The organism is Mesorhizobium sp. M1342, assembly GCF_040317955.1.
Taxonomy (GTDB): domain Bacteria; phylum Pseudomonadota; class Alphaproteobacteria; order Rhizobiales; family Rhizobiaceae; genus Mesorhizobium.
The window spans coordinates 50,943-62,597 of record NZ_JAMYLI010000036.1 but is presented as its reverse complement, the minus strand read 5'-3'; the positions used below and the strand labels follow the sequence as shown (position 1 = coordinate 62,597).

At 63.6% G+C, this 11,655-nt stretch carries 11 protein-coding genes; 7 read left to right on the top strand and 4 right to left on the bottom strand.

Going from position 1 to position 11,655, the window contains the following annotated elements; all coding sequences use genetic code 11:
• Positions 1–168: 168 nt before the first annotated feature.
• Genes NKH06_RS28205 through NKH06_RS28190 form a run of 4 tightly spaced genes read right to left on the bottom strand, consistent with a single transcriptional unit; the run spans position 169 to position 5,090 of the window.
• Entirely contained in the window at positions 169–1,470 is a 1,302-nt protein-coding gene (locus NKH06_RS28205) for an NAD(P)/FAD-dependent oxidoreductase (RefSeq protein WP_352894748.1), read from the bottom strand.
• Between the two features lie 2 nt (positions 1,471–1,472).
• Positions 1,473–2,852, bottom strand: a complete 1,380-nt coding sequence (locus tag NKH06_RS28200) for a glutamine synthetase family protein (protein ID WP_352894746.1) — start codon at positions 2,850–2,852, stop codon at positions 1,473–1,475.
• Positions 2,853–2,857: 5 nt separating this feature from the next.
• A complete protein-coding gene (locus NKH06_RS28195) occupies positions 2,858–4,141 on the bottom strand; it encodes a glycosyltransferase (protein WP_352894745.1) in 1,284 nt (427 codons plus the stop codon).
• A 10-nt stretch (positions 4,142–4,151) separates the two neighbouring features.
• Positions 4,152–5,090: a GntR family transcriptional regulator gene (locus NKH06_RS28190; protein WP_023811191.1), complete on the bottom strand. Its 939-nt coding sequence runs from the start codon at positions 5,088–5,090 to the stop codon at positions 4,152–4,154.
• Between the two features lie 239 nt (positions 5,091–5,329).
• On the opposite strand from NKH06_RS28190, the gene NKH06_RS28185 reads away from it, so the two are divergent.
• From NKH06_RS28185 to NKH06_RS28155, 7 genes are all read left to right on the top strand, one after another.
• On the top strand, positions 5,330–6,394 hold the full coding sequence (locus NKH06_RS28185) for a polyamine ABC transporter substrate-binding protein (protein ID WP_023811192.1): 1,065 nt from the start codon (positions 5,330–5,332) through the stop codon (positions 6,392–6,394).
• A gap of 318 nt (positions 6,395–6,712) precedes the next feature.
• A complete protein-coding gene (locus NKH06_RS28180) occupies positions 6,713–7,555 on the top strand; it encodes an ABC transporter permease (protein WP_128304146.1) in 843 nt (280 codons plus the stop codon).
• On the top strand, positions 7,548–8,342 hold the full coding sequence (locus NKH06_RS28175; protein ID WP_352894743.1) for an ABC transporter permease: 795 nt from the start codon (positions 7,548–7,550) through the stop codon (positions 8,340–8,342). The genes NKH06_RS28180 and NKH06_RS28175 overlap by 8 nt, the downstream gene beginning before the upstream one ends.
• Positions 8,339–9,412 carry an ABC transporter ATP-binding protein gene (locus NKH06_RS28170; protein WP_352894742.1) on the top strand — a complete coding sequence of 358 codons (1,074 nt, stop codon included), beginning with the start codon at positions 8,339–8,341 and terminating at the stop codon, positions 9,410–9,412. Before NKH06_RS28175 ends, NKH06_RS28170 begins: the two co-directional genes overlap by 4 nt.
• A 12-nt stretch (positions 9,413–9,424) precedes the next feature.
• Entirely contained in the window at positions 9,425–10,699 is a 1,275-nt protein-coding gene (locus NKH06_RS28165) for a glycosyltransferase (protein WP_352442116.1), read from the top strand.
• A gap of 231 nt (positions 10,700–10,930) precedes the next feature.
• Positions 10,931–11,281, top strand: a complete 351-nt coding sequence (locus NKH06_RS28160; protein ID WP_352442115.1) for a cupin domain-containing protein — start codon at positions 10,931–10,933, stop codon at positions 11,279–11,281.
• Between the two features lie 50 nt (positions 11,282–11,331).
• Positions 11,332–11,640 carry a cupin domain-containing protein gene (locus NKH06_RS28155; protein ID WP_352894740.1) on the top strand — a complete coding sequence of 103 codons (309 nt, stop codon included), beginning with the start codon at positions 11,332–11,334 and terminating at the stop codon, positions 11,638–11,640.
• Positions 11,641–11,655 lie beyond the last annotated feature (15 nt).

The following is an 11,655-nucleotide window of genomic DNA, read 5'->3' as shown; positions in this document are numbered from 1 at the left end:
GGCCTCAAACCCGAGCCGCAAGGCACCCCACATTGGCCTGACCCTCCCTCCTTGCCCCTATAACTTAATAACGCAACGGGCCCCTTGCGGGGGAGATGTCCGGCAGGACAGAGGGGGGTGTGAAGGATCGCTACGGGTACTATTTTGTGCCGTTGCAGCAACGCGACTTCAATGCTTGATCCGATCCCGCATCGCGTACCACAGCATGCCGAGCACATAGAGCGGCCCACGCAGTGCCGTCCCACCCGGAAACGGCATCGGCGTCAGCGTCGAGAACAAATCTAGCCGCGAGGCGTCGCCCATGATCGCTTCGGCCAGCAGCTTACCGGACAGCGTCGACAGGATGACGCCCTTGCCGGAATAGCCATGCGCGAAATAGACCTCGCCATAGTGCCCGACGTGCGGCAGCCGCGATGTCGTCACCGACACAAGCCCGCCCCAGGCATGATCGATGCGGCAGCCCTTGAGCTGCGGAAAGGTCTTTTCCATATGCGGCCGCACGAAGCCGGCGATATCGGCCGGCGGTGACGGCGTGTAGCGTTCGCCGCCGCCGAACAGCAGGCGGCCATCCGCAGACATGCGGTAGTAATTGACGACGAAGCGCGTGTCGGACACCGCGACATTGGCCGGGATGACATTGCGCTTGCCCTCCAGCGGCTCGGTGGCGACGATGTAGTTGCCGACCGGCATGATGCGGCTGTTGACGCGCGGCTCCAGCCCGTTGAGCAGAGCGTCACCCGCCAGCACGACATGTCTGGCACGCACCGAACCCTTTGATGTCGAGACCCGGACCGAAGGCTCGCGCTCCAGCCGCACGGCGACCGAATTCTCATGGATGGTGACGCCGGCAGCAACCGCTGCGCGGGCAAGGCCGAGCGTGTAGTTCAGCGGATGCATGTGGCCGCCGAGCGGCTCGTACATCGCGCCGTGGTAGGGTGTATCGACCTTGGCTCGGGCTTCAGCCGCCGACAGGATTTCCGCATGAGGGAACTTCATCACCGTGGCCAGGCACTCGGCCTCTTCCTCGAGATCCCTAAGATCGGAGCCGTTGACCGCGCCGACCAGGTGGCCGGTCAGCCTGAGATCGCAGTCGATGGCATGGCGCTCGATGATATCGAGCACCAGCCCGCGTGCCTCGAAGGCAAGATCGAACAGCGCCTTTGCCCGCTCGGGCCCGTAGAGCTTGAGCAGCCCCTTGGCGCCCTTGCGCAGGCCGGGGATCATCTGGCCGCCATTGCGGCCCGATGCGCCCCAGCCGATCTTGCCGCCTTCGAGCAGCACCACCTTCAACCCACGCTCGGCGGCATGAAGGGCGGCCGACAGGCCGGTGCAGCCGCCGCCGACAACCACCAGGTCAGCATCGACATCGCCGACCAGCGCCGGATGGTCCGGCGCCCGATTGGCCGTGGCGACATAATAGGATTTACCGATATCGAGGCCCGAATTGAAACCCGTTGAACTGGAAGCCATGATCACACCTTCAGCAGCAGGTGGTCGCGTTCCCAGCTCGTCACCACGCCTTGGAACAGGTCGAGTTCGACGCTCTTGACGCGCAGATAGGTCTGGAAGAAATCCTCGCCGAGCAATTCCCGCACCGGATCGCAAGCAGCGAAGCGGTCCAGCGCCTCCTCCATGGTTTTCGGCAGCGTGCTCTTGATCTTGTAGGCGTTGCCCGAAGCCTCGGGCGACCGTGCGAGCTTTTGTTCGACACCGAGGTAGCCGGCGAGAAGCGAACCGGCTATCGCCAGGTAAGGATTGGAATCCGCGCCCGGCAGCCGGTTCTCCACCCGCCGAGCGGCACGTCCGCCGGTCGGCACGCGCAGGCCGCAGGAACGGTTGTCATGCGACCACTCGATGTTGGCCGGCGCGCTGTGGTTCGGCCTGATGCGGCGGAAAGAGTTCACGTTGGGCGCAAACAGCGGCATGATTTCCGGGACATATTTCTGCAGGCCGCCGATGAAATGGCCGAACATTGCGGTGTCGGCATCGTCGCTGCCGGCAAACAACGTCCTGCCGGCCTCGTCGATGACCGACATGTGCAGATGCATCGAGCTGCCGGCCTGTGCGGCGATCGGCTTGGCCATGAAGGTGGCGTGCATGCCGCTTTGCTGCGCGGCCTGTCGCGTCAGCCGCTTGAACAGCAGCACCTTGTCGGCCAGCGGCAGCGCATCGCCATGCAGGAAGTTGATCTCAAGCTGCGCCGTACCTGATTCGTGGATCAGCGTGTCGAGCGGCAGTCCGGCCGCCGCAGCGTAGTCATAGATGCGGCGGATCACCGGCTCGAACTCCTCGAGCGCGGCCATGTCATAGGGATGCTGCACTGTCTCGGCTCGGCCGTTGCCACCGACTGGCGCGGTCAGCGGACGGTCCGGATCGGGATTGGGCGCGGTGAGATAGAATTCCAGCTCGGGCGCCACCACCGCCCGCCAGCCACGCTTGGCGTAGAGATCGAGCACGGCGCGCAGCACATGGCGCGGCGAGGCCATCCAAGGCCGGTCGTCCATATGGAAGGCATCGGCAAAGACATAGGCCTTGCCGGGAGCGGCACCCGGCGCCAGGCAGAGCGTCGATACATCAGGCACCATGCGCATGTCCGGATCCGAATAGGCAAAACCCTCGTCGATCGAGCCGGAGTAGCGGCCGTCGATGCTGACCAGGAAAGCGCTGCTCGGCAGATAGAGCGCGCGGTCTTCAAGCGCCTGGAGGAATTTGGCCGTAGGCAGCGCTTTGCCGCGCAGGACGCCATTCATGTCGGGCACCAGGCACTCGACTTCGTTGATGCCGTGCCGGACCAGCCAGGCTTTGGCATCGGTACCGCTGGAGAGCGAGATGTTCGTGTTGTTGTCAGGCATTTCGTTCACGTCCGTATCAGAGAGAGTATGGTTTGCGCGGCCACATCCGTTCCAGGTTTCAGCGCCATTTGGGCTGCATTGTCCTTGAGGCGGGTGCGCATGGCATCGTCGGCCAGCAGGCCGAGAATGGCTCTCTCCAACACTCCTTCGGTCCAGGCGTCGCGGCCGATATGGTCACCGACGCCGGCTTCTCCGGCGCGGCGCGCATTGTCGTGTCCGTCCCAGCAATAGGGCATGATCAGTGACGGCACGCCGAAGCGCAGCGCCTCGCAAAAGCTGTTGTTGCCACCGTGGTGGATGAACAGGTCTGACTTCGCCACCACCGAGGGCTGTGGAAACCAGGCGTCGAGATAGACGTTGTCGGGCACCGCGCGATAGGCATCGCGCAGGCCGCCGGCATTGACGATGAAGCGCGCCGGCAGCCTGTCGAACACGGCCAGCATGCGCTCGATCAGCCCGACATCCATGGCGCCGAGGCTACCGAAGCTGACATAGACCAGCGGCCCGCCATTGCGCGGAAATACCGGCACCTCGAATGGCCCTTCCGAACGCACGCAGCCTTCGAGATAGACGAAGCGCTCCGGGTCGAGCGGCTCGGCGCGCTCGCGGCGCACGATCGTCGGGGTCAGCAGCAAATTGAGGTCGGGCGACGTCTCCAGGAACAGGCCCTTCGGCAGCGGCGCCAGGCCGGCATCCATCCGAAAGCGGTTGAAGCGGTCATGCGCCGGTGCCGAGGCCGTGAGATAGCGGGCCTCGAACGCCGCGCGTTGCGGGTCGTCGGCGCCAAGTCCCGACAGATAGGGTGGCACATTGGCATCCGGAAGCTCGGTCTCGGCGCAGGAGACGACGCGCACCCAGGGGCAGCCGGCGGCGGCGATCGCCGGGAACATGATGACATTGTCGAGAACCACCGCGTCCGGCTTCAGCCGCGCCAGCAACTGGCGCAGCGGCGCCTCGGCATTGACCGCGGTGTCGACGATGGCCTGCCAGGTCGGCGCGACATAGGTTTCCAGCTGGTCGATCGGGCTCAGCCTGAAATGCGGCAGGTGCCTGCGCACGAAGGCCTGCCAGTAGCTCTGGCGTTCGCTGTCGCTCAGCGGCTCGTCGGTCGGCAGCTGGTATTCCTGGAAACCATAGTCGGCAAAGACGCCGGAAAAGCCGGCATGACAGATGAATACCGGCCGGGCTCCCTTGGCACGCAGCGCCTGCGCGATGCCGACGCAATTCAACGCCGCGCCGAAGCTTGCTTCGGGGAACAGCGCGATGGTCGGGCTGGCTTTACGCGTCAATTAATCCTCGTCAATCCGGCCGGCTGATCATGCCGAACAGGGCAGGCGCCCCGCGACTGGCCGCTTGCGGTCGCTGGTTGCGGGAGAGCCGCAGGTGGATGCGCAGCAGATCGGCAGCCACCTCATACTGCAGGCTTTCAAGATGGTCGAGTATAACAAGGTGTTCGCGCAGCGATTGCCGCAACCGGAAGACGTTGACGCCGGCATAGATGCCCGGCAACCGGCGCAGCCTGAGGTGATCGGCGAGTGCGTCGGCCACGAAGCGGTTGGCGCAGCCTTCGGCGAGCATGCCATGAAAATCGATGTCCAGCCGCTGGAACTCGCGTGTGTCGAAGGCGGCGTCCGGCAGCGCCACCAGCGCTTCCATGCCCTGGCGCAACGTCGCCGCCCGCGCGCCATCCAGCCGGAAACCCGGCGTCAGGATGGCCGCGGGCTCCAGCAGCAGACGGAATTCATAACTGTCGCCTTGCGCCTCCGGATCGTCTGGCGTGCGTCGAAACAGCCAGGACTGGCCGGGCGCACGGTCCAACAAATTCTCTTCGGTCAGTTTGTTGAGCGCTTTTAGTACCGTCTTTCGGTCGGAACTGTAGCGCCGCATCAACCCCGCAACGGTCACTGTCTGGTCCAGCCGCCGCGCCGACCGGTCGCGCAGGATCGCCTCGGCCAGCTCGTCCTCCTCGGCAGCGGGCAATTCCGTGGCGACCGAAGCCTGCGCGGTGAGGTCGATGGCCAGATGATACCCGGAATCCGCCTCCCAGCGTACGACGCCTCGCTCCGCAAGCAGGCCGAGCGCTGCCCGCACCGGTGTGCGGGAAACATTGCACAGCGAGGCGATCTGCTGCTCCGGCAAGCGTGCGCCGGGCCCAAAGCCGCGCTGCCGCGCCACATCCAGGATGCGCTGCGCCAGATCGAGATGGTTGGTGCGAGGTCGTCTGGCTACGGCTTGCATGACTGGTCCAGTGGAAAACGACATGACCGCATTGATTTGACCGATCGCCCGCACGGACGCAATCGGCCAGATTCCTCGGTCGCTTGACAAATTATGGATTGACGTACTTTTTTCTGCAATAGTACTGTCAGGACAATCGGCGAGAAAAAGACCGAGGGAACAGGATCGAGGCAGCGGCAAGGTCGCAGGCGTTGGTCCGGCGAATGAAATTTGACGATCAACCGGAATGGGAGTCTGTCATGACCGCTACCAGCCTGCGGCGCCGTGCGCTGAAAACATCTTCGCTCGCACTTGGCCTGGCCTTGGCGCTGTCCGCGCCGGCGATGGCTGCTGATCTCGTCATTTCCAACTGGGATGGCTACATGGCGCCCGACGCGATGGCCGCCTTCAAGACCGCGACCGGCGTTTCGGGTGAAGTGGTGGTGCACGCCACCAATGAAGAGATCATGGGCAAGCTGATCGCCGCCGGCGGCAAGGGCTATGACGTGGTCTTTGTCTCCTCGCCCTTCGCCGAGGTGCTGAACAAGCTCGGCCTGACCGAACCGATCGACCACACCAAGATACCGAACCTCGCCAACCTCTATCCGGAAGCAACCAAGCTGCCTCACGATGCCGGCAATGCATTCTCGGTGCCCTACACCTGGGGCACCACCGGCCTCTGCTATCGCTCGGACCTGATGAAGGTCGCACCAACCAGTTGGAGCGACCTGCTCGCGCCCTCCGACGAATTGAAGGGCAAGACCACCATGCTGGCGACCGACCGTTGGCTGCTGGCCGCCGGCCAGCTCGACAAGGGCTATTCGGTCAACGAAACCGACCCGGCCAAGATGGCTGAGGTCAAGGATCTGCTGATCTCGGCCAAGAAGACCCTGCTCGCCTATGACGACACCACCTTCTATTCCAAGCTGGTGTCCGGCGAGGCGCTGATGGTGCAGGCCTGGGACGGCTGGTGCAATTACGGCATCGCCGAAAAACCCGAGATCAAATACGTCATTCCCAAGGAAGGTTCGGACCTCTGGGTCGACACGATGGTGGTGATGAAGGCCTCCGCCAACAAGGACGCCGCCTTCCAGTTCATCAACTTCATGCTCGACGCCAAGAACCACGCCTGGGCAGCGCAGAACATCGACTACAAGGTGCCGAACAAGCCGGCCATGGAAAGCCTGCCTGCCGATTTCCTGGCCAAATTCCCCAACATGGCGATGCCGGTGGCCGACCTCGTCAAGTTCGAGCAATTGCGTGACGTCGGCGACGCCCAGCGCGACTATTCGAAGATCGTCAGCGAGATCAAGGCGGCGCAGTAGGGACTGTTCCAGCAGCATCTTGGAATCAAGCTTGCGTTCCGTGTCGCCCCCCTCTGGCCTGCCGGCCATCTCCCCCTCAAGGGGGGAGATTGGCTGTGGCATTGCTTTCGCCAATCTTCGATTTTTCAAAGTAAGCGAAAGGTTGGAACTGCCGATCTCCTCCCTTGAAGGGGGTGAGAAGTGGTCCGCGCAACGGACGGAAAGCCAATTGCTTGGCTTTCCGAACGACGAACGCCCGAAGCGAAAGCGAAAGGCCGGGTCCGGCAGGGCAGAGGGGGGCACTTCGTGAAGCACCTACCCTCTCGCTCCTCCTTGCTGATGGCCCCGGCGCTGGTCTGGCTGACCGCACTGATGGTGGTGCCGTGCGCGCTGGTGCTGGCGCTCGCCTTCTTCCGGCGCGGTATCTATGGCGGCATCGAATACACCTTTACGCTGGAGAATTTCGGGCTGGTCTTCGACCCGCTCTATGCCGGCATCTTCCTCAACTCGGCGCGCATCGCCGGCACCGCGACGCTGATCGCGGTGGTGATCGGCTACGCCGCCGCCTATGCGATATCAGCGGCACCCCGCCGGCTGCAGCCGGTGTTCCTGTTCTTCGCCGTGTTGCCCTTCTGGTCCAACTACCTGATCCGCACCTATGCCTGGATCGTGCTGCTCAACCGCGAAGGATTGATCACCCAGTTGCTGCGCTGGTTCGGCTACACCGGCGAGCCACCGTCGATGCTCTACACCGAAGGCGCCGTTATCGCCGGCCTGATCTACAACTATTTGCCCTTTGTCATCCTCGCCTGCTACGCGCCACTGTCTCGCCTCAACCCGGAACTCGCCGAGGCCTCGCGCGACCTCGGCGCCTCCGCCATGACCACATTCCGCCGTGTCATCCTGCCGCTGACCGTGCCCGGCATTGCTGCCGGCGCGGTGTTCGTCTTCGTGCTGTCGATCGGCAATTTCGTCACGCCCGCGCTGCTCGGCGGCGGCCGCTTCCAGATGATCGGCAACCTCGTCTACGACCAGTTCCTGACCGCCAACGACTGGCCGTTCGGCGCCGCGCTCGCGATGGCGCTGATCGCAATCATGCTTCTGGTGCTGATGGCGCAGGCGCTCGCCGCCAATCGCGCCTCGGGGCACACCGCGCAAGCCGGCGGAGGCACCGATGGCTGAGCGATCCCCAGCGACGCGGCGTATGCTCTGGCTCGTGCTCAGCCTCGTCTTCGCTTTCCTTTACATCCCGATCGCCGTGCTGGTGACGCTGTCCTTCAACGAAGGCGGCCTGCCGACGGCATGGTCGGGCTTTTCGCTGAAATGGTATGCCTCGCTGGCCGGCAATTCGGCGATCCTGTCCGCTGCGCTCAACACGCTGATCGTGGCGCTGGTCTCGACCGCGATCGCCACTCTGCTCGGCACGCTGCTGGCGATCGGCATCGAGATGCGCCGGCAATATGGCAAGGGACTCGAAGCGCTGATCTTCGCACCGATGATCATTCCCGACATCGTCCTGGCGATCGCGCTGCTTTCGTTCTTCTCCATGCTCAACCTGACCATGGGCCTGCACACCATCATCCTCGCCCATGTCGTCTTCAACCTTGCCTTTGTCTGCTCGGTGGTGCGCGCCAGGCTGAAGAGTTTTGATTGGTCGATCGTCGAGGCTTCCGCCGATCTCGGCGCCTCCGCGCTCACCACCTTCAGGCGGGTGACATTGCCGGTCATCGCGCCGGCGGTGATCGCAGGCGCGCTGCTCGCCTTCACGCTCTCGGTCGACGAGTTCATCATCGCCTTCTTCACCGCAGGTGCCGGCCGCGCTTCGACAACGCTGCCGATGCAGATCTACGCCATGATACGCTTTGGCATCACGCCGGAGATCAATGCGCTGGCGACCATCGTCATGGCGGTCTCGATCACCGCACTGACGCTGTCGCAGCGGCTCAACCGTGGGATCATAGGCCAATGAGCGAACCCCGCACGCTTCTGGCCATCGATCATGTGTCGAAAAATTTCGGCCGGGTAACCGCCGTCGATGGCATCTCGCTCGACATCCGCGAGAATGAGTTCTTCGCGCTGCTCGGCCCGTCGGGCTGCGGCAAGACCACGCTGCTGCGCATGCTGGCCGGCTTCGAGACGCCCAATGACGGACGCATCCTGCTCGACGGTCGCGACATTGCCAAAACCCCGCCCAACAAGCGGCCGGTCAATCTGATGTTCCAGTCCTATGCGCTGTTTCCACATATGAGCGTCCGCGCCAATGTCTCCTACGGCCTGGAGATGGAGCGTTTGCCAGCGGCCGAGATTCGCGTGCGCGTCGATGCCATCCTCGCCACCACGGAGCTTGTCGCCTTTGCCGACCGCAAGCCGGAGCAATTGTCGGGCGGCCAGAAGCAGCGCGTCGCGCTGGCGCGCGCCCTGGTCAAGCGGCCGCGGCTGCTGCTGCTCGACGAGCCGCTTGGAGCGCTCGACAAGAAGCTGCGCGGCGCCATGCAGCTGGAATTGAAGCGCCTGCAGCATGAGGTCGGCATCACCTTCGTCATCGTCACCCACGACCAGGAAGAATCGCTTGTGATGGCCGACCGCATGGCGGTGCTCAAGGACGGCAAGCTGCTGCAATGCGACACGCCGCACGCGATCTATGAGCATCCGGCCGACCGTTTCGTCGCCGACTTCATCGGCGTGATGAATTTTGTGCCGGGCAAGGCCGCCACCGATGGGGTTGTCGCCGCGAATGGCGCGCGAATATCCGGCAAGGTTCCAGCAACGCTCTCGCCCGGCGCATCCGCTGTCGCTTCGGTGCGGCCGGAGCGCATCCGGCTGTTCCCGGAGGCTCAGACCGCCAACCGCACCACCGGCACGGTCGAGGCGCTGGCCTATCAGGGGCTCGACCTGCAGCTGCATGTCCGCACACCCCTGTCGCCAAAGCCGTTCCTGGTGCGCGTCACCGCTGATGCCGCCGACCGCCGGCCGGTCGCGTCGGGAGATCAGGTCGAACTCGGCTGGGACGCCGCCGATGTCAGAGTTTTCGCAGAATAAAGGAGAGGCCTGATGGCGCAGAAGACGATCGCGTTTTTTCCAGAAGCAGCTTATGGCCCGGCGCTCAATTCCGTCGGCATCGCCCAGGCGGTCGAGGCACGCGGCCACAAAGCGGTGTTCCTGTCAGATCCCGGCTTCGTCGACGTCTACAAGGGCTACGGCTTCGAGGCCCATCCGGTGAACCTGTCCGAGCCGATGCCGCCAGAGCAGATGGCCAAATTCTGGGAGGATTTCATCAACGGCCACATCCCCAACTTCCGCAAATCGCCCTACGACCAGGTCGACAATTACGTCAAGGATTGCTGGACGGCGATCGTCGACAGCGCCAAATGGGCGCAGAAGGATCTGCCGCACGTTCTCTCAGCCATCAAGCCGGATGTGATCTGCGTCGACAACGTCATCCTGTTCCCGGCTATCAAGCAGTACGGCAAGCCGTGGGTGCGGGTCATTTCCTGCTCGGAAAACGAAATCGAGGACGAGGACATCCCGCCGCATCTCTCCGGCTGCGGCGAAAACGACCATGCCGGGCATCAGCGCTACCGCGACCATTTCAACGCGGTGATCGAGCCGATCCATGAGGACTTCAACGCCTTCCTGACTGCCAACAACGAGGCGTCCTATCCGATCGGCCAGTTCTTTGAGGCCTCGCCCCATCTGAACCTGCTGCTCTATCCCGAAGCGGCAAAGTTCAAGCGCCGCCATCCACTCGACCCGGCCAAGTTTCAGTACCTGGAAGGCTGCGTGCGGCAGGAGAAGCCTTACACGGTGCCGACCTTCGCTGAAAATAACGACGGGCCGCTGCTCTATGTCTCCTTCGGCAGTCTCGGCGCCGGCGATGTCGAGCTGCTGAAGCGCATCATCGCGACGCTGGGCATGACGCGCTACCGGGCGCTGGTCAATGTCGGCGGCTACAAAGACCAGTACACGGACGTGCCCGGCAATGTCATCGTCGAGAGCTGGTTCCCGCAGCCTTCGGTCATCCCGCAGGTCGACGCTGTTATTCACCACGGCGGCAACAACTCGTTCACAGAGTGCCTCTATTTCGGCAAGTCGGCGATCATCATGCCCTATGTCTGGGACGGTCACGATAACGCCACCCGCGTCGAGGAGACCGGCCACGGCTTCGGCATGCCGCGCTACGACTGGACCGATGCCGAGCTGGTTGCCATGATCGAGGCCTGTCTGACCGACCCGAAGATGAAGGCAAAGCTGGCCAAGACATCGGCACAGATGCAGGGGCAGAATGGGCCGGAAAAGGCGGCGGGTTTGTTGGAGGCGCTGCTGTGATTGAAGTCGTTGATACGCCGAGCCTGAGCACCCCCCTCTGGCCTGCCGGCCATCTCCCCCGCAAGGGGGGAGATTGGCAGCTTCGCCACAGGGTCTCACTCTGCAATCCCGGTGATTGGCGAAAGTCGAGACGACATCCGATCTCCACCCCTGCGGGGGAGATGGCCGGCAGGCCAGAGGGGGTGCCCTGGCGCAGCATATGAATAGCAACCATCGCGCAGAAGCCTCCGCATGACCTCCTCCGCACCACACCTCCACCACGCCTCCACCCGAACCGATCTCGTCGACTGGGGCGCCCAACCCGACGCATTGTCAGGCACTTCGCACTCGACCGGCAGGCTCGTGCACAAGGGCCCGAACAACCAGCCGGAATCCGGCATTTGGGTGTGCACGCCGGGGCGCTGGCGCCTCAATATCCCGCGCGACGAATTGTGCCATTTCGTCACCGGCCGCGCGACCTACCGGTCAGATGTCGGTGAGCTGATAGAAATCTCCGCCGGGACTGTGGTCATGTTCCCGGCTGGCTGGACAGGCGAATGCACCGTGCATGAGACCATGCGCAACGTCTACATGCTGGCCTGACCACGGAGCTTAACGACATTCCGACACCGCACTGGCCGAAGGCCTCGAGCGTGGAACTGGAGGACTGGGGCGCGGGCAGCAACACGCTCTCCGGTTCGCCGCGCGCCTCGGGCAGGATCCTGTCCCAGAACCCGGACGGATCGAGCGAATGCGGCCTGTGGTCGTGTACGCCGGGCACGCGCAAGGTCACGTTTGGCGCCGACGAGTTCTGCCATTTCCTCTCAGGCCGTGGCAGCTATATCCATGACGACGGCGAAGAGATCCCGGTCGAGGCCGGCACGCTTGTGTTCTTTCCCGCCGGCTGGACCGGCATCTCCATCATCACGCAAACGCTGACCAAGGCCTTCATGTGCCGGTGAGCCCCCTTTTCAAGG